At 69.1% G+C, this 17,228-nt stretch carries 15 protein-coding genes; 4 read left to right on the top strand and 11 right to left on the bottom strand.

All coding sequences use genetic code 11. From position 1 onward, the window contains the following. Window positions 1-11: 11 nt before the first annotated feature. The 10 genes from ACNF49_RS25945 to sbnB all read right to left on the bottom strand — a co-directional run bounded on the left by ACNF49_RS25945 (window position 12) and on the right by sbnB (window position 10,386). Window positions 12-824 carry a thioesterase domain-containing protein gene (locus ACNF49_RS25945; protein WP_482945295.1) on the bottom strand — a complete coding sequence of 271 codons (813 nt, stop codon included), beginning with the start codon at window positions 822-824 and terminating at the stop codon, window positions 12-14. After that, entirely contained in the window at window positions 821-3,745 is a 2,925-nt protein-coding gene (locus ACNF49_RS25940) for an AMP-binding protein (protein ID WP_482945294.1), read from the bottom strand. Before ACNF49_RS25940 ends, ACNF49_RS25945 begins: the two co-directional genes overlap by 4 nt. Continuing rightward, a complete protein-coding gene (locus ACNF49_RS25935; protein ID WP_357982455.1) occupies window positions 3,738-4,751 on the bottom strand; it encodes a TauD/TfdA family dioxygenase in 1,014 nt (337 codons plus the stop codon). Before ACNF49_RS25935 ends, ACNF49_RS25940 begins: the two co-directional genes overlap by 8 nt. 50 nt (window positions 4,752-4,801) lie before the next feature. Next, entirely contained in the window at window positions 4,802-5,059 is a 258-nt protein-coding gene (locus tag ACNF49_RS25930) for an acyl carrier protein (RefSeq protein ID WP_357982459.1), read from the bottom strand. A 12-nt stretch (window positions 5,060-5,071) separates the two neighbouring features. Further along, window positions 5,072-5,935, bottom strand: a complete 864-nt coding sequence (locus tag ACNF49_RS25925; RefSeq protein ID WP_357982462.1) for a 3-hydroxyacyl-CoA dehydrogenase family protein — start codon at window positions 5,933-5,935, stop codon at window positions 5,072-5,074. Further along, window positions 5,932-6,804 carry a class-II aminoacyl-tRNA synthetase family protein gene (locus ACNF49_RS25920; RefSeq protein WP_482945293.1) on the bottom strand — a complete coding sequence of 291 codons (873 nt, stop codon included), beginning with the start codon at window positions 6,802-6,804 and terminating at the stop codon, window positions 5,932-5,934. The genes ACNF49_RS25925 and ACNF49_RS25920 overlap by 4 nt, the downstream gene beginning before the upstream one ends. A gap of 8 nt (window positions 6,805-6,812) precedes the next feature. Continuing rightward, on the bottom strand, window positions 6,813-7,133 hold the full coding sequence (locus ACNF49_RS25915; protein ID WP_482945292.1) for a hypothetical protein: 321 nt from the start codon (window positions 7,131-7,133) through the stop codon (window positions 6,813-6,815). After that, window positions 7,130-8,290 carry an acyl-CoA dehydrogenase family protein gene (locus ACNF49_RS25910; RefSeq protein WP_498703010.1) on the bottom strand — a complete coding sequence of 387 codons (1,161 nt, stop codon included), beginning with the start codon at window positions 8,288-8,290 and terminating at the stop codon, window positions 7,130-7,132. The genes ACNF49_RS25915 and ACNF49_RS25910 overlap by 4 nt, the downstream gene beginning before the upstream one ends. 32 nt (window positions 8,291-8,322) lie before the next feature. Next, on the bottom strand, window positions 8,323-9,294 hold the full coding sequence (locus tag ACNF49_RS25905) for a 3-oxoacyl-[acyl-carrier-protein] synthase III C-terminal domain-containing protein (protein ID WP_357982472.1): 972 nt from the start codon (window positions 9,292-9,294) through the stop codon (window positions 8,323-8,325). A gap of 63 nt (window positions 9,295-9,357) precedes the next feature. After that, window positions 9,358-10,386: a 2,3-diaminopropionate biosynthesis protein SbnB gene (gene sbnB / locus ACNF49_RS25900; protein ID WP_482945291.1), complete on the bottom strand. Its 1,029-nt coding sequence runs from the start codon at window positions 10,384-10,386 to the stop codon at window positions 9,358-9,360. Window positions 10,387-11,031: 645 nt separating this feature from the next. Here sbnB and sbnA point away from each other — a divergent pair. The 4 genes from sbnA to ACNF49_RS25880 all read left to right on the top strand — a co-directional run bounded on the left by sbnA (window position 11,032) and on the right by ACNF49_RS25880 (window position 15,533). Next, a complete protein-coding gene (gene sbnA / locus ACNF49_RS25895) occupies window positions 11,032-11,988 on the top strand; it encodes a 2,3-diaminopropionate biosynthesis protein SbnA (RefSeq protein WP_482945290.1) in 957 nt (318 codons plus the stop codon). Between the two features lie 102 nt (window positions 11,989-12,090). Further along, on the top strand, window positions 12,091-12,936 hold the full coding sequence (locus tag ACNF49_RS25890) for a formyltransferase family protein (RefSeq protein WP_357982481.1): 846 nt from the start codon (window positions 12,091-12,093) through the stop codon (window positions 12,934-12,936). After that, the gene (locus ACNF49_RS25885; RefSeq protein WP_357982484.1) at window positions 12,933-14,207 is read left to right on the top strand and encodes a Zn-dependent hydrolase; all 1,275 of its coding nucleotides are present in this window, start codon (window positions 12,933-12,935) and stop codon (window positions 14,205-14,207) included. The genes ACNF49_RS25890 and ACNF49_RS25885 overlap by 4 nt, the downstream gene beginning before the upstream one ends. Before the next feature lie 60 nt (window positions 14,208-14,267). Beyond that, entirely contained in the window at window positions 14,268-15,533 is a 1,266-nt protein-coding gene (locus ACNF49_RS25880) for a valine--pyruvate transaminase (RefSeq protein WP_482945289.1), read from the top strand. A gap of 106 nt (window positions 15,534-15,639) precedes the next feature. Here ACNF49_RS25880 and ACNF49_RS25875 read toward each other — a convergent pair whose 3' ends face one another. Next, a complete protein-coding gene (locus ACNF49_RS25875) occupies window positions 15,640-16,944 on the bottom strand; it encodes an MFS transporter (RefSeq protein ID WP_482945288.1) in 1,305 nt (434 codons plus the stop codon). Between the last annotated feature and the right edge of the window lie 284 nt (window positions 16,945-17,228).

Genomic DNA, 17,228 nt, shown 5'->3' with positions numbered 1-17,228 from the left:
GTCCTCGGGGCTCACTTCGGCCAATCCAGACGTTTCAGGCAGGTCATCAACACGCGTGCGAAGAAGGGGACGTTCTCCGCGCTGAGCAGGTTGTAGTGATCGCCCGGAGTCCCGGCGACGTGAACCGTGCCGTTCAGCGTCTCCGCCCACCCCAGGTCGCCCGGCAGGTTCCCCCAGCCGGTCTCGTCCTCCGCCCGTATCTGGACGACCGGGCACCCCAGCCGGGCAGGCGGCGACCAAGGAGCCCGGATCGCTGCCAGATGCCAGGAGTAGGCGGAAAGGAACGGCTGGAGATCGTCCATGGTCAGCGACGGGAGCCGATGCCGCTCGCGCAGGACGCGCAGCACCAGGTCCCACGACTCCTCAGGAGAGGAAGCCGACGCGATGGCCCGCTCGTCCTCCGCCGAGAGCTCGAAGAGCCCTGCCAGCTCCTTGCTCCGCGTCCGCTCCGTACGCGCCAGCACCTCGGGAGGAGCGGAGTCGATCAGGATGACCCCTGACACGGTGCGGCCCGCCGCCTCCAGTCGCACGGCCAGCTCCACCGCGACGGTGCCGCCGAAGGACCACCCGGCCAGGACGACGTCGCCGAACGGCTGCCGCAGCAACTGATCGGCGTACACCTCCGACAGGGCCGCCACCGAACAGGGCGTGTCGTCGTCCGGCTGGGCGTTCTCGAAGGCCAGCAGGGAAAAGCCGCCCGGCAGGTACGGCGGCAGCCGCCGGAACGCCGAGGCCATTCCGCTCGCGGGGTGGACGAACGCCAGCGCCGCAGGGCCGTCGCAGACCAGGGTGTGGAGGTTCCCCTCCTGCTCGCCGAAGGTCATGACCCGGGCGTGTCGAGGAGCCGGGCCATCGCCTTGATGGTGGGATCGCGCACGGCGGCCTTGAGCGTGAGCCGGTCATGACCCTCCGCGCGCAGAATGCTCACCACCCGCGCCAGCGCCAGCGAGTGACCCCCCACGGTGAAGAAGTCGGCCTCCGGGCTGGGCCAGTCCGTTCCCAGCAGTTCCAGCCAGACGCGTGCCACCACGCGCTCTGCCGGCGAATAGTCCCGCTCAGGGTCGACCTGGGCGGCGTGCTCCATCATGGTCAGCAGCCGCTGCTCGTCGAGCTTGCCCGTGGGCGTATGGGGGAAGGCCGCCACCCGCGTCACCGTCGGCATGAAGGCCGCCGGCAGTTCTCGCCGCAGATGGGCGGTCATCTCCTCGCTCGCGATCGCGCCGGTGTAGAACAGGTGCAGCGCCGCCTCACCGCGGTCGCTCACCAGCACCGTGGCACGGGTGCCGGTGAGCCTCTCGGCGACCATCTCGAGCTCCTGCGGGTCCACCCGCCACCCGCGGATCTTGACCTGCCGGTCCTTCCTGCCGCTGAGACGAAGGCGTCCACCGGAAAGCAATCCCAGGTCACCCGTACGATAGGCGGGAATCTCCCGGCCGCCCACGCTCATGGTCCCGAACGGGACGACGACGCCGTCCTCCAGGTAGCCCCGGGCGACACCGGGCCCTGCCAGCCACACTTCACCGGGAAACCCCTCGGGCAACGGGGACGCCCACCGATCCGCGACGACCACGTGGGCGCCCGCCACGCCCGCCCCGACGTCGATCGCGCGGTCCGGAGCCACCCGGCCCGCGGTGGCGGTGGCGGTGGCCTCCGTCGGCCCGTACAGGTTCCACACCTCGGTGTGGGGGAACCGCTCGGCGGTCCGCTCGAGGAGCCGCGGCGAGACCGGCTCGCCGCCGAGCAGCAGCCGGGCGAGGGGCGGCTCCGCCTCTGCCGCGAATTCGTCGAGCAGGGCGGACCAGTAGCTCGGCACGCAGTTGAGATCGAAGGCCGTCTCGTAGGCGGCGAGTTCCTCGGCGACGCCGCCCAGATCCGTACGCTGCACGTCCAGGAGCGTTGTCGTGCCGCCGGCGTACTGGGGGCCGAGGAACTGCTTGAGCCCGGCGTCGAAGATGGGGGCCGCCACCCAGGGCATGACCCGCTCGCCGATGTGCAGGTCCCGGGCGATCCCGTCAAGGTAGTTGTCGAGATTGCCGCGGGTGACCGCGACGATCTTCGGCGTGCCCGTCGAGCCCGACGTACGCATGAGGTACGCCAGGTCGTCCGGCCGGCAGCGCTCCGGCGGCCTCGCGGAACCGTCCGGCCCCTGCGAGAGGTCGATCGCACGGGGGTGGAGCGCCGCGGCGATCTCGGCGAGGCCACCCTGGTGCAGGAGGATTGCCGCCTTCGTGTTCTCCAGGGCGTCCTTGAGTCTCTTCCGCGGTTCCTCGGGCGACAACGGCAGGACCGTCGCGTTGAGCCACAACACCGACAACCAGCCCACGAGCAGGTCCAGGCTGTTGTCCGCGAGCACGCCGACGACCGATCCGGGCGGTGTGTCGCCCAGTGCCGTGACGGTGCGCGCGATGCGCTGCCGGAGCTCCCGCCGGGTGACGCGCCGGGTCCCGGCGGCGAACGCGACCTTCTCCGGCCCCTGCGCGGCGTGCTCGTGCACCAGTGCGCAGAGGTCGCCGGGCTTGCCGCTCACGGGAACGTCGAGCGTCTCTCGCAGCACGGCGGTCCGCGCGGGAGAGAGCAGGGTGGTCTGGCCGCACGTGCCGTCCGGGTCGGCGAGGATCGCCGTCAGAGCGTTGTGCCAGGCCTCGAGGAGTGCTTGGAGTCGCTCCCCCGTCCGGGCGTGCAGGGATCCGGCTTCCAGGACGGGGCGGCCGTCGCGGGATGCGAGCCGCAGCGTGACCGCCTGATGAACGCCCAGGCACCACTCCTCCGAGCGCCATCCCGGAGGGAGCCGCCAGCCGTCACCGGGCTCGAAGACGAGCGCCGGGCGCGGGCCCGCGGAGTGCAGGGCGGCGCCTCCGGCCATCGCCACGTGTCCGGCCAGCCGTTCGGACTGGCTGCGGATGGCATCCCGCAGCGGCTGCTCGGGGGCGAGCTCGGGCACGTCCGGCAGGATCTGGCTGAACGCGCCGATGTGACCTTCCAGGCCGAGGGTCGGCCGCGCGTCGCACACGCGGCCGAGCAGCGGTTCCGCGGAGAGCCGGCAGAGCACCGCCGACAGCGCGAGATAGGCGACGTCGTCCGCGGCGACCTCCCACTTCTGGGCGACCGAGGACAGACTCGACCCGATGTCCGAATCGAGTTCCAGGACGGCGATGCGCGGTCGGGACGCACCGTCCGCAGCCTCAGCCAGGTGGAGCGGGTCGTGTCCGGAACGGCTGGGCACCCGCCGCCAGTAGGCGTCCTCCTCCGTGAGTTCACCCTCCTTGGCCATCTGCGCGTAGGCGGTGACGATGGCGGCGAACCGCTCGGATTGATCGGCGTCCGGTGCCTGCCCACCGGCCGCCGCCGCGACGAGCGCCCGCAGGGAGATCGGGTCGACCATCCCCCAGTCTCCGGTCAGGCGCAGCCGGGAGCCGGAGCTCGACGGCTCCAGCCCGAGCGTGAGCGCGCCCGAGGCGATCTCGACGACGTCCTGGGGACCGTTGTGCATGCGGACCGTGTCCGGCGCCTGCCGCGGCGCGCGCATCCCTGGCACCTCGCGCAGCCTCATGCGCAGGGCGGGCACGTCCTCCAGAACACGTCGCAGCCGGTCCGCGATGGCCGATGGGCGCTCGGGGGCCTCCAGAGTGAGCAGGAACGGCCGCTCGGCGTAGTGCAGGAGGGATTGCTGCGTGGGCACGAGCGGCAGCAGCGTGGCTGTTCCGTCCCGGTCGTCCGCCTCTGGCCGGTCCTGGTCCTCACGCATCGGCCGTCCTCCCCTGCAGGAACGAGTCCGCCATCTTGAGCAGGATCCTGCGCTCACCGGAGTACGGGCGCCGCCCGTGGCCACAGATCATGTTGTCGACCACGAGGAGATCCCCCTCCTGCCAGTCGAACTGCACGGCCTGCTCCTCGACGATCTCGTTGACCGTGGCGATCACGTCTCCGTCGATCTCCTCGCCGTCGCCCCAGTAGACGTTGTTCGGCCACAGCGCCTCGTCCGAGTCGTCGTCCGAGGTGGACAGCGCGGCGCGGATGTCGTCGTCCATGCGGGAGATGTGAAAGCCGTGCGCGAAGTTGAACCACACCTCCTCGCCCGTGCCGGGGTGTCGCGCGACGGCCTCCCGGCGCTCGAAGGTGCGCAGTTGGTCGTTCTCCCGCCACTCGCAGCGCCGGCCCTCGCGGGCACAGATCTCCTCCACCTCGGCCCTGCTGTCGGTCTCGTAGGAGCGCTGCCAGGTGCGGTTGTAGCCGTACCCGCGCATGTAGAGGAGCCCGCGCTCGCGGAACTGGCGGACGACGTCGTCCGGCAGCAGCCGCATGACCTTCCGGTTGTCGACGATGGGCGTCTGACCACGGTCGCGGGGAGCGATGTCGCAGAAGAAGAACAGCAACATCGGCCAGTCGTTGGAGTAGCAGAACTCGCTGTGCAGGCGAATGTCCAGGGATTCCGGATATTCGCTCGCCGTGTAGGTTCCCGAGTCGACCCGGCTCCGGATCGCGGCGCCACCGCGATAGTCCACCGCCTGATCCGCGAGCCCGGTGAAGACCTTCTCGAACGACGACCGCTTCAGGCCGCGGAACAGGAGCGCGCCGTACTCGGACAGTTGCCGCCTGAGACGCGGTTTGTGCTGGGTCACCCAGTGGCCCAGATCCAGGTCTGGATCCACTTCCACGACCAGTGGCAGCCTCGCGTCGTTCAGGAAGAACTCGCGGTGCTCGGCTGCCTGAACAACGGCCTGGGCCTGTGACAAGCGGTCGAATTTGCTCACGTGTGTTCACCTCCTGGTGGCCATGAATGCTGGTCTTCGCGCCGACGGCCTTACTCGGCCTCGCCGCCCGTGCCGCTCAGGGACGGTGTGTGCCGCTCGATGTAGGAGCAGATGGCGTCGATGGTGCGGAAATTGCCCAGATGGAGATCTGCGGCCTTGATCACGATGTCGAAGGTGTCCTCGATCCATGCCACGATCTGCAGTGCCGCCATCGAGCTCAGCCCGCCGACGTCGAACAGGTCGTCGTCGTCCCGTAGCTCGGGCGCCGCGCCGCGTTCGCGCAGGAAGCTCTTCACGGTGTCCCTCATGGCCGCCCCTTTCTAGGAGGTGTAGGAGTAGAAGCCTTCTCCGGACTTGCGTCCGAGCCGTCCGGACGCCACGTATTCGCGCAGCAGCCGGGCCGGCGCGAATTTGTCTTCGTCGCGATGGGCCGACAGCACCTCGAGGGAATACAGCACCGTGTCCAGGCCGATGAGATCCGCGGTTTCAAGAGGGCCCATCTGGTGGCCCAGGCAGCCCCGCATGAGCCTGTCGATGCTCGCGGGGTCGGCGACGCCCTCGGCCAGCAAGTGCACCGCTTCGTTCACCATCAGCATCGCGATGCGGTTCGTCACGAAGCCGGGCGAGTCGTTGACCGTCACGGTCGTCTTGCCCGCCCGGCCCAGGCACTCCCTCATGAGGGTGAGCGTCGCCGCCGAGGTGTGGACGCTCGGGATGACCTCCACGACGTTCTTGAGCGGCACCGGGTTCATCAGGTGCACCCCGATGACGCGCTCCGGGTGCTCGGTGTACGAGGCCAGCACGCCGATGGGGATCGCCGACGTGTTGGCGCCGATGGGCACCCCGGGCCTGCAGACGCCGTCGAGGAGACCCAGAACCTCCCTCTTGACATCGTGGTTCTCGGTGACGTTCTCGATCAGCCAGTCGCTGTCGCGTGCCTCGGCGAGATCGGTGCCGACCCTGACGCGGTCCAGCACCTCCGCGCCGGCGCTGAGCCGCGGGTCGATCAACCCGTACAGGCGCACGTTGGTGTTGATCTGGCGGAGCGCCGTGTCGAGTGCCTGCGTGCTCTTGTCCAGAAGAAGAACGTCCATCCCGGCGAGGGCGAAGGCGTGCGCGGCCCCTATTCCCATGGTCCCGGCACCGACGACAGCCACCCGATGACCGGTCGACGTGCTCGTCATACGTGTTCCCTTCCGGCGGCCCGGAGGGGGCCGGGCCACCTTCGCTCATCCGGTCCGTACTGGCTCAGCACGGCATAGACCAGCCGTTCCAGGCCGACGCCCACGCAGGCGGAGTGCACGGGCTCGTCGAGGCCGTGACCGCGGATCCCGAACGCGTCCGTGAAGTGGGTCTTGTGCACGTTGAAGGACGCGACGGCCAGCGAGTCCGTCGCGGTGACGTTGACCCTGAGCTCGTGCTTCAGGTCGAGCATGAGCTGCGTGTCAGCACGATTCGCGTCGGCCCCCGAGGCGAAGAAGGGGTCGTGGGCCTGCTCGCACCAGCCTGCGAGCCCGAGCTCTTCGGCCAGCGCCAGCAGGTCGGCACGCAGGACGGCCAGCGCCTGTTCGACCCGCTCCGGCGCGCCCAGGAAGACGGTCTCCCTGATGGTGAAGTCGCTCAGCCGCTCGGCCGTGCGGTGGTAGCGGGATTCGTGGCGGAAGGCCGAGCCCCGGCTGGTGACACACGTCAGCGTGCTCGGAACGCTGGAGTCGGCGAACCTGGCGAAGGTGTGGTAGCACATCGTGGGCGGCAGCACCTTCTCGACGGTGGCGGCGCTGCCGAGCAGCAACCGGCCGAGGTCGGGGCTTCCGCTCGCACGTGCCAGGCCCTCGTAGACAGGCAGCTCGCCCTTCAGCCGGGAGGCGAAGTAGACGTGCTGCGGAAACGACCCGAAGTACCCGCTGCGCTGCAGCACGGTGAGCGGCAAGGTCACCGGATACTGGTGCTCCACCGCCTCGAACGACGATGTGACCCGCGACACCACGGCCTCGTCCAGAGCGCGGTACAGGCGGATCGCGCCGTCGGCGAGGACGACCTGGCCGGGCTGCACCTCCGTGATCAGACCAGCGCGGGCGAGCGCGTCGAACCGGTGGTAGCGCAGGGTGGCCGGATCCCGGGGGAGACCCAGAGCCGGTTCTTCGGCAGTCCCCGGAGGGGCCGGATCTCCCGGTCCACGAATGCGTCGACGAGCCCCTGGAGCCGGACCGGGTCGCATTCCTCCGGCGTCTCGACGGTCAGTGCGACAGCGGCGTGTCCGTCCTCGTACCGGATGGTGAAATCGTGGATCTGCTCGGAGATGAAGAACGTCTGCCGCCGTAGTTCCTCGATCTGCGCCTGCTCGGTGAGCGGGGGTTCGAGGCGCAGCTCGTGCGCCGTCATGAGAGGGTCCCGTCCAGGACGAGCCCGGACATCGCGGCGATCGCCGATCGCTGGATCTCCGAGGTTCCCGCGTAGATGCTGGTCGCCAGGCTGTCGCGGACCTGCCGCTCCGCCGCCGACCCCGCGAGGAAACCGGCCGCTCCCTGAAACTGCAGCAGGTCGAGTGAGGCACTCTTCAGCGCCTCGCTCACCAGGAGTTTGAGCATGCACGCCTCTTTGATCGGCACGTGTTCCTCCTTGACGCGCCAGGCCAGCTTGTACAGCAGCAGACGGGCGAGTTCCGCGTGGAGCTGGGCATCGGCGATCCGGTGACTCACCGCCTGGTTGGCAGCGATCGGCCGGCCGAACTGGCGGCGCCGGTTGCAGTGCGACACTGTCTGATCGAGCAGCCGGCGCAGCGCGCCCACCTGGGTGGCGAACATGAATCCGCGCTCCCAGACAAGCCCGGTCTGGAAGATCTGGTACGCCTTGCCGAGAGGGCCGAGCAGCGCACTGCCGGGCAGGACACAGCCGGAGAAGGTCACTTCGCCCATCGGCGTACCACCGAGCCCCATTTTCGCCAGCGGGCGCACCGACAGCCCCGGCTGGTCTCCCGGGACCAGGAAGGCGCTGATGCCGTCCGAGGCGCCCGCCTCGCCGTCCGTGCGGGCGAAGACGACGAACAGATCGGCGATGGGGGCGTTGCTGATGTAGGTCTTGCGGCCGTCGAGGACGAAGTGGTCGTCCTCGCGGCGCGCTCGTGTGGTCAGCGCGAGAATGTCCGAGCCGGCCTCTGTCTCGGTGAGGGCGTGGGCTCCGATGGCCGTGCCCTTCGCCAGGCGCGGCAGCCACTCGGCCCGCTGCTGCGCCGAGCCGTGGTCGATGACGTACGTGGTGCAGGAGAACAGGTGGTTGTTGACCGCGAACAGCAGCCCGCTGTCCGAGCAGCCCAGCCCCAGAGCCTCCAGCATCAGGGCCACGGAGACCGGATCGTGCCCGGCGCCGCCGTGGTCGGTGGGGGTCAGCCAGCCCAGCACGCCGTGAGCCGCGCACGTCTCCCACGCCGCCTTGTTGAAGACTCCCTCATCGCGAGCGTCCGAGAGCTCCTCCAACCTGTCGGCGAAGGAGCGGGTCTCCCCTACCAGGCGTCGCTGTTCTGGAGTGACAGAGAAGTCCAAGACAACCTCATTGCTCGATGTCGGAACGGGGTTCAGACGCGCCAGAGGGAGACGGACCAGGCCGCCGAAGCGCTGTTGTTCAGCACGAGTACCCGGTCGCCCGTGCTGACGTCGGGCGACTTGAGCAGGGCATCCAGGTTGGCCACCACGTCCATCGCGCCCAGGTGGCCGTATCGCTCGAACATCGCCCGACATACCGGGTGAACGGGAACACCGAGCAGATCGCTGTAGAAGTCGAAGGCCCGCACGGAGACGTTCTGCATGAGGACCGCCTTGACGTCCTGAAGGGTGACGGACGCCGCCTGAAGCACCCTTTCCGTCAAGCCGGACAGGCGCCTTCTGCTCTCCAGCGCGAGTTCGAAGGTGTACCGGGCCGGATCCGCGCATTCCTCGACCCAGCCGTGCCAGGCCACTCGTTTGTAGTCCACCCTGAACAGATCGTGGTAGCTGCCGTCGGTCTCCAGGGCATGCGACTCGAGGTACGGCCGGCCACCCCGGACCAGAGTCATGGCGAAGGCACCGTCTCCCACCACGGTCACCGGCGGCCTCACCCGGAGCCGGCCCGTCGGCTTGCTGCCGTGCGTGACCAGGATGCGCTCGCGCCCCGGGTCCGCGAGCAGCAGGTCACGGGCGAGCCCCCAGGCCGCGCTCGATCCGACACAGCCGAGCCCGTCCACCGTCAGCGCCATCCGGGCCGGCATCTTGGCTTCATGCTGGATCTTCGTCGCGTCGCTGCCGAGCAGCGTGTCGGGTGCCCGGCCCGCGACATGGAGCAGCACGTCGATCGGCCGGTCGTCGGCTGACAGCAGTCGCCTGCAGCTTTCGGCAGCCAGGTCGCCCTGCGAGAGACCAGGGATGACGCCCACCGTCTGCGCACCGCACGCCCGGAGGAAATCCTCGTCCGCCTCCGGGTCGACCTCGCCGACCGGCAACAACCGCTCCGGGAACAGGCAGTGGAGCGCGCCCAGGCCGATGTGTCCGGCGGCCGGCCGGTGTTCGTCCAACGTTACGACCCCTTCCTCATTGCTCAGCGTCCGTTCAGGACGTATAGGGCGCTCCGCGTGCTGCTAGCTGGGCGGCGCGTAGAAATCGCGCACCTCGATCGCCGTTCCCGCGCGTACCGCGTGGTCGTACACGAACCCCGCGACGGCGAGGTCGAGCACGCCGAGCCCGAACGGCGAGAAGATGCGGGGGCGGTGTGGATCGGCCGGGACCTCGGCGCTGATGACCTGCGCCAGAGTGCCGGCGATGAGCTCAGCGCCGTACCGTTCGACCGCCAGGCCGAGCGACGTGCTCTCCCGGATGGCGTGTGCCGGGTCGTCGACGATGTTCTGGGCCCGGTGCAGGACGCCGACTCCCAGGTCACGCAGTGACAGATGGAGAATCGTGTGCCTCGGGTGAACCCCGTCGGCGTCCAGGAAATGCGGCTCGGCGGCGGTGGTGGCGAACAGCATGAGGTCAGCGGCGTCGAGCGCGTCCTGGACGCTCGGCACGATCCGAACGTCCTCCTCCAGGCCGGCGCGGAAGGCCTCCGCCCGGGCCGGCACGAGATCGACGAGCACGATCTCCCGGAAGGACCAGCCGTCCGCCCGGAGATGCTGGTGGACGGCCCTCGCGATGGGTCCGCAGCCCACGATCCCGAGCACCTGTCCCTCCGTGGTCGGGTGCAGCACCCGTGCCGCGAGGGCGGCGGAGGCCGCGGTGCGCGCCGCGGAAATGGCTGACGCCTCAAGGCACGCGATGGGGAATCCGGTCCCCATGTCGTTCAGGATGATGACGGCGGAGGCACGCGGGAGTCCTGCCTCGACATTCCCGGGAAAGCTCGATATCCATTTGATCCCGGCCCGGTCCGCGCGCTCGTTCCGATCTCTGGCGGGCAACGCGATGATGCGATCTCGCGGATGATCGGGAAATCTCAGGAAGTGACTGGCCGGATTGACCGAGAAGCCGGCGGCGTACCGCAGGTAGGCAGCACGCACCACTTGCTGAACATCAGCCAGATGCGCGTCGAATACTTCCTGGACGGAGGCGCTGTGCAACACCCGAAATACGGGTGGATGACCGTTCGTACTGACTTCGGGCAGCGGACTGAGCATTGGTGGCTCGAGATGCAAATGGTGCCTCCGAAATGGGACGCAAACGTCAAGGACGGTAACTCGGCTGCTGAGAGACCGTCAAGGCTGACGCGAAGTTCCTGTTGAGCGGTCCACGTCCGCACTTACCGGGCACCGTGCGATCACATACAGTAATCTTGACTCCTTGTAATGGAGAAGCGCCTTGCCGTACCCGGCAAGGCCGGTCATGAACACGACAGTGACCATTCAGAATTGGCCGTTGACTCGCGTGGCCGTCTCGGCGATCCTGGCTGAGGCTGTGCCGGGGCCGCGCCGCCATGACATGTGGTAACCCTTGAGGGGAGGGGTTCCATCGGTTCATCGAGTAATTGAGCCGCTCGGCCGGTACGACGAGAACCTGTTCACGGGAAACCGTCGGTGCTGCGCCGTCTCCATACCCCTTCGGCAAAGCAGCCATTGGCCAAAGGAGACCTGCGTTCCGTGCTGGACATTCTGAATGACAATGTGAATCGGCTGTCATCGCGCGCGGCGGCGCACGATGCGCGGGCCTGACTCCCCTGGCCCGCCCGGCGATCCCGACGACGACAAGGGTGAGGCGGTGCCGGCCCTCGAACGCCCTGCGTCCACCGCAACCGGCCTTGGGAAGGGTCAGCGTCAGGAGCAGCAATGACCATTGTGCGCCACCCATTCGAAATCACCTCTCCTGACCTTTTCCTCGACCTGAAGGGGCTGTTCGGACGCGCGCTCTACCTGAAGATGGAGGGGCACAACGCCGCCGGCTCGATCAAGCTGCGGACGGCGCTCGCCCTGGTACAGCACGCCGAACGATCAGGACGGCTCGTCCCGAGCTCCACGATCATCGAGTCGTCCTCGGGAAACCTCGGCGTCGCGCTGGGGGTCATCGCGGCCGGCAAGGGCTACCGCTTCGTCTGCGTCACCGACGTACGCTGCAACCGCTCCACGCTCAACCTCCTGCGGGCCCTCGGGGCCGAGGTGATCCTCATCAAGGACCCCGACCCCGTCCAGGGATACCTGCTCGCACGTCTTGACTACGTGCGCTCCCGATGCGCGGCCGATCCCCGGCTCGTCTGGCTCAACCAGTACGAGAACGCCGCGAACCGCCTGGCCCACTACGAGGGCACCGCTCCGGCGATCGCGAAGGCCGTACCCGACCTCGACGTGCTGTTCGTCGGCGTGGGCACCGGCGGCACCGCGATGGGCTGCGCCCAGTACTTCAGGGAGCACCAGCCCTGGGTGCGCGTCGTCGCCGTCGACGCGGAAGGCTCCGTGACGTTCGGCGGCCCTCCCGGCTCCCGGTTCATCCCCGGTCTGGGGGCCGGCCTCACACCGCCCCTGGTGGATCGCGCGATGTTCGACGACATCGTGCACGTCTCCGAACGCGACAGCGTCGGCTGCTGCCGCCGCCTGGCCGCCAGGGGACTGCTGACAGGCGGTTCCACGGGCACGGTGGTCAGCGGGGCGCTCTCCTGGCTGGAGAACGCGGACCCCGACCGTGAGCTCGTCTCCGTGACCATCTCCCCGGATCTGGCCGACCGCTACGCCGACACGGTGTACGACGACGCCTGGGTCGAGCAGCTGCCCGACCTGAAAGCACCCTTGTGAGACGTACGTGGCTTGGAGCGTAAGGAAAGGGGCGGTGTGCGGCATGACCGACTACGACAAGGTCGACGAGAACCGCCCGCGATTTCGACGAGAGGATCCACGGTGACACGGCCCCTGCTGACCGAGGCCACCCTTCATGCTTCGTTCCTCATCGACGCGTGGGACGCCGTTCCCGAGCGCGGGGCGCCCAACGCCGTCTACGTTCGGGAGCCGGCCGACGAGACCCTCCTGGACGAGCGGCTGCGCGTCCATGCCGACCTGCACGGGAGCCGCATCGACAACAGCCGCGACCGGGCCCGGCTGGAGAAGGTCTACGGGGAGCTGAGCCGTACGGACCTGGCCATGGTCCGCATGTACGGCCTTCCCGCGCTGTCGGCCCACCGCGAGACACCGTACAGGCAGGTCGGGGCCACGTTCAACGACCCCAAGGTGCGGCATCTGGTCCAGACCGAGTGGCCGGCCGGCGGCCAGATCCTCGTCTTCCTCGACGAACTGCTCGGCAAGGACTGGCTCGAGCCGCACGAGGCCGACATCATCAACGGGCACTCCGCCGTGCTGCCGCACGCGCGCGGCATGCACGCGCTCGAACAGGTGGCGGCGGCCGGCGACCGCGCGCGGTTCCTGCGCGCGGTCGGCGGCACGGTGCACTACATCGACGGTGGAGTCGACACCGGACCGGTCATCTATGCCGAGCGGCTGCCCCGGCCGCTCGCGTTCGAGTCGTTGTGGGCGTGCAAGGCGGCGTCGTTCAAGCTGACCTTCGACCTGCTGGTCCGCCTGTGCGAACGGCTCGGCGAGGCGGACGCAGGCACGCCGGCCGGAGCCGTACAGGCCCCGCCCGCCGAACCGGCGTTCCGGCGCAGGACGTTCGACGAGGAGACCGCACGCCGTGCCGCCGCGCAGTTCCTGGAGTGGCGTGCCGAGGAGAATCTGGACCAGGTGCCATGAGGCCAGCGCCCGCCCACGTACATCAGGACAGGCTGTGGTCCTCGCTGACCGAGCTCGCAGGCTTCGGGCGATTCCACGATTCCGCCTCAGATCTGTACGGGGTGTCCAGACCGGCGCTCACGCCGCCCGACGTCGAGGCGCGGCAATGGCTGCTGCGGCAGATGACCGACGTCGGTCTCGACGTGTGGACGGACGCCGTCGGCAACCTCTTCGGACGGTACGACGGCACGGACCCTGGGATTCCCCCGCTGATGATCGGGTCTCACGTGGACAGCGTTCCGCAGGGCGGCATGTTCGACGGAGCGCTGGGTGTTCTCGCGGCGATGGAGGTCATCAGGGCCCTGCGTGAGGCCGGGCACTCCCTTCGGCGGTCCGTCGTCGTCGCCGTCTTCACCGAAGAGGAGGGCTCACGCTTCGGCACGGACATGCTCGGCAGCGCGGTGGCGGCCGGACGCATACCGCTGGAGCAGGCGCTGGCCCTGCGCGACGCCGACGGAGTGACGCTGGGCGAAGCGCTGGAGAAGACGGGCTTCGCCGGACACGGCTCGGTTCTCGCACCGCCGTACGCCTATCTGGAGGTCCACATCGAGCAGGGCCCCATCCTGAGTTCGGCGGGCGTGGACATCGGCCTGCCCACAGGCGTCCAGGCCATCTCGTGGCACGAACTGACCGTCACCGGCAAGGCCGCCCACGCCGGGGCAACGCCGGCACATCTGCGGGTGGACGCCGCGAAGACAGCCACCCGGCTGATGGCCGCGCTGTTCGAGTACGCCGCCGCCCGGCAGGACGGCGGGCTCATGATGACCGTGGGACGCATGCGCCTCGAACCCGGTGTGACGAACATCGTGCCGCGGCTGGCCAGTTTCACGGTGGACCTGCGGGCGCCGGACGACGGGCTGGTCACCGACGCGGAGGCTCACCTGTCCGGACTCGTCGAGCGGGAGGGACAGGACGGGCCCGCGGCCGCTCTGCGGCGGCTCGCGCGTACACAGCCGGTCCCGTTCTCCGAGCCCCTGCGGCGTCTGGTCGCCGACGTCGCCGGCACCCTCGGGTACTCCCGTCGTTCCCTGATCTCCGGGGCGGGTCACGACGCTCAGGAGATGGCCGCACTCTGCCCGTCCGCCATGATCTTCGTGCCTGGTCTGTACGACGGGATCAGCCACACCCCGCGGGAGTACTCCGATCCGGCCGCCTGCCACAAGGCCACGAACCTGCTGGCGCACGTCGTGACCGCCCTGTGCGGCGACGACGATCGCAGCGCTCTCGCCTGACCACGAGACATCGCGGATGTGTGCCGGCGGCGGGCCAGATCCGAGAAGGGACACGCAACAATGAAGTTATCGCGGAGCGGCCAGAAGATGTCCGACATGTCGGGCCTGCGCAGCATCATGGAAGACGTCGCGACCTCCACCGCCTCAGGCGCCTCCGACTGGCTGAACCTGAGCATCGGCAACCCCGCCCAGATCAAAGAGGTCATCGACGCCTGGAGAGACCTGACCGCAACCGTCGTGGCCGAGGACTTCACCACCACCAGCAGCCGCTACGGCCCCTCCCGCGGCATGCCCACCCTGATCGAGGAGATCGTCACCTCCTTCAACACCCGCTACGGCTGGGACATCACCGCCGACAACGTCGTGGTGGGACCAGGCAGCCAGATGCTCTTCTTCATCGCCACCGCCCTGTTCGCCGGCCAGACCACCGACGGCTCCCCCCAGCGCGTCGTCCTGCCCATGACCCCCGACTACCCCGGCTACCTGGGCCTGTCCATGGACCCCCACGGCGTGACCGGCATCGCCCCCCGGATCGAACTGACCGGCGACAGATCCTTCCACTACGCCTTCGACTTCGAAGCCGTGCAACGATGCCCCGACATCGGCATGCTCCTGCTGTCCAGCCCCAGCAACCCCACCGGCCGCAGCATCGACGGCGACGAACTCACCCAACTGATCGACGTGGCCCGCCGCCACGACGTGCCCCTCATCGTCGACCACGCCTACGGCACCCCCTTCCCCCGCGTCGCCGCCTCCCGCGCGGCCCCGCAATGGGACGACCACCTGATCAACTGCTTCACCCTGTCCAAGGCCGGCCTGCCCGCCGAACGCGTCGGATTCGCCATCGGGCCCGCCCGCTACATCCGCGCGATGGTGTCGTTCATGGCCAACTCCGTCCTGCACGCCCCCCAGCTCATGCAACGGGTGGCGGCCAGAGCACTGTCCTCAGGGCTGCTGGACCGGCTCGCCACCACGGCGATCAACCCCTTCTACCAGGCCCGCCGCCTGTACGCCGAACGCCTGCTGGCCGACCTCCTGCCCGAAACCGTCACCTGGCGACTGCACACCGGCCAGGGCGGCATGTTCTGCTGGCTGTGGATCGACCACGACTGGTTCGACGACATGGCCCTGTACCGGCTGATGAAGACCAAGAAGGTCTTCGTCGTCCCCGGCCGCCACTTCTTCCCAACCCCGACACCAGACGCCTCAGCGGCACACCACGCCAGGCGATGCTTCCGGATCAGCCTCACCGCCGACGAACACGTGATCGCCGAAGGCATCGGAAGGATCGCCGAAGGCCTCCTGGAACTGCGCCGCGGCTCCTGAACGGCCGGGGTCGGCGGTGGCTCGACGATGACGCCTGTGCGGCCCACGACGACTCCGCGACTGCTACGAGCCGGCATGACCGGAGGGTAACCGTCCTGAATTGCCACTAGGCGGGCGCGCGCGAGGCCTTGCCATCGGTTGGAGTGTCGTCTTCGGCCGTGGAGGCTTCTCCGGTGAAGCGGCGCAGCTCCGGGCTGAGCGCGGCGACAGCGGCGGTCAGGCCGAGCAGCCCGCCCAGCACGATGAGTGCCGCCGCACCGCCCAGTGTCGCAGCCAGTGCCCCGCCGAGGACCGGCCCGAGGGGCTTGAGCGCCATCGCGCTCATGCTCAGGATCGCGCCCATCCGGCCGAGCATCGCTTCGGGCACCATTCGTGCGACCACCACGTTCATCACCACGTTCAGTGAGGGCGTCGACAAGGTGATGAACACCAGCGGGATCATCGGCCACCACGCCCCCCAGGGCAGTGCCGTGGCCGCCAGCGCGGCACCGAAGACCGTCACGACGGCCAGCAGGAGCCTGCCGGGAGGCAGGAGCTTGCTGATGCGGCCCGACAGCAGCGCGCCGGTCAGTCCGCCGATTCCGAGGCCGGCCAGGACCGTGCCGGTGATGCGGGCATCACCGCCGCGTTCGCCGACGAGCACGATCAGCGGGATGAGGAACGCTCCGCCGAGCAGGTTGAGGATCATCACCGCTGCGGTGACCTCCCGCAGGCCATGCCGGCGCCACAGCCATGTGATGGCCTCGGCCGCTTCCCGGCGCATGCTCCGCCGGATCGGCCGCTGCTCCTCGCCATGATCTCGGGCAGAGGGTCGCGGCTCGTCCGCCGGGCGGCGTGGCACCTTGGCGAGAGCGTAGAAGAGCGTGGCGGCGAGGAAGGTGATGGTGTCGACGACGAAGGGCACTGCCCGGCCCAGGCCGTACAGCAGGCCGCCGAGCGGTGGGCCGATCAGCCCGGCCGCGTGGGTGCGGGCCTCCTCCTGCGCGTAGGCGCTGTGCAGCTGGCCCAAGGGGACGATGCCGCGGAGCGCCGTCTCCTGGACGGGACCGATGAACGCGACGCACAGCCCGTCCAGCACTGCCAGCGTGACGAACTGCCAGACCTGTACATGACCGGTGATGATCAGCGCCGTCAGCAGCGCGGAGACAACGGTCTGGAGGCCCTGGGCCGTGATGAGGGTACGGCGGCGGTCCCACCGGTCCACCCAGACGCCGGCCGGCATCTGGACCGCCAGGAAGGCGACGGTACGAGCTCCGGCGACGACGCCCGCCAGCCCGGGCGAGCCGGTGATCGCCAGCACCAGAAGCGGCATGGCGAGCCTGGTGAGCTCCGACCCCAGCTCAGAGACCGCGCTACCAACCCACAGCAGTTGAAAACGCACGTTCTTCCGCAGCGGCACGATGTCGGTCACGAAGCGTCTTCCTTGCGTACGGGGCGCGGTCACCTGGCCTGACGCGTACTTCGGAGGCGAAGGCTGCGCCGGTTCCGGCTCCGGACAGGTCGGGCGGGACCCGGAGAAGATACCTACCGGAGATGGCACTGTCTACCGAATAGAACCGGCTGGGGGCACATGCGTGCTCCAAGCCGAGACGGCCGCCCGAGCAGAGGAGATCTTGTCCCTGCACGTGAAGGACCTGGACCTGGAGTTCCGCCACGCCCGCATCACCACCGAGCACGACCCGGCCCGCCTTCGAC

It is taken from the genome of Actinomadura sp. ATCC 39365 (assembly GCF_054392275.1).
Note: the sequence above shows the minus strand (reverse complement) of the source record. Positions and strands in the feature narration are given on the sequence as shown.

What these genes read in the sequence shown, in the direction of transcription:
- ACNF49_RS25945 (WP_482945295.1), bottom strand. Translation starts at nt 824, where the DNA reads ATGACCTTCGGCGAGCAGGAGGGGAACCTCCACACCCTGGTCTGCGAC.
- ACNF49_RS25925 (WP_357982462.1), bottom strand. Translation starts at nt 5,935, where the DNA reads ATGACGAGCACGTCGACCGGTCATCGGGTGGCTGTCGTCGGTGCCGGG.
- ACNF49_RS25930 (WP_357982459.1), bottom strand. Translation starts at nt 5,059, where the DNA reads ATGAGGGACACCGTGAAGAGCTTCCTGCGCGAACGCGGCGCGGCGCCC.
- ACNF49_RS25880 (WP_482945289.1), top strand. Translation starts at nt 14,268, where the DNA reads ATGAAGTTATCGCGGAGCGGCCAGAAGATGTCCGACATGTCGGGCCTG.
- ACNF49_RS25940 (WP_482945294.1), bottom strand. Translation starts at nt 3,745, where the DNA reads ATGCGTGAGGACCAGGACCGGCCAGAGGCGGACGACCGGGACGGAACA.
- sbnB (WP_482945291.1), bottom strand. Translation starts at nt 10,386, where the DNA reads ATGCTCAGTCCGCTGCCCGAAGTCAGTACGAACGGTCATCCACCCGTA.
- ACNF49_RS25885 (WP_357982484.1), top strand. Translation starts at nt 12,933, where the DNA reads ATGAGGCCAGCGCCCGCCCACGTACATCAGGACAGGCTGTGGTCCTCG.
- sbnA (WP_482945290.1), top strand. Translation starts at nt 11,032, where the DNA reads ATGACCATTGTGCGCCACCCATTCGAAATCACCTCTCCTGACCTTTTC.
- ACNF49_RS25915 (WP_482945292.1), bottom strand. Translation starts at nt 7,133, where the DNA reads ATGACGGCGCACGAGCTGCGCCTCGAACCCCCGCTCACCGAGCAGGCG.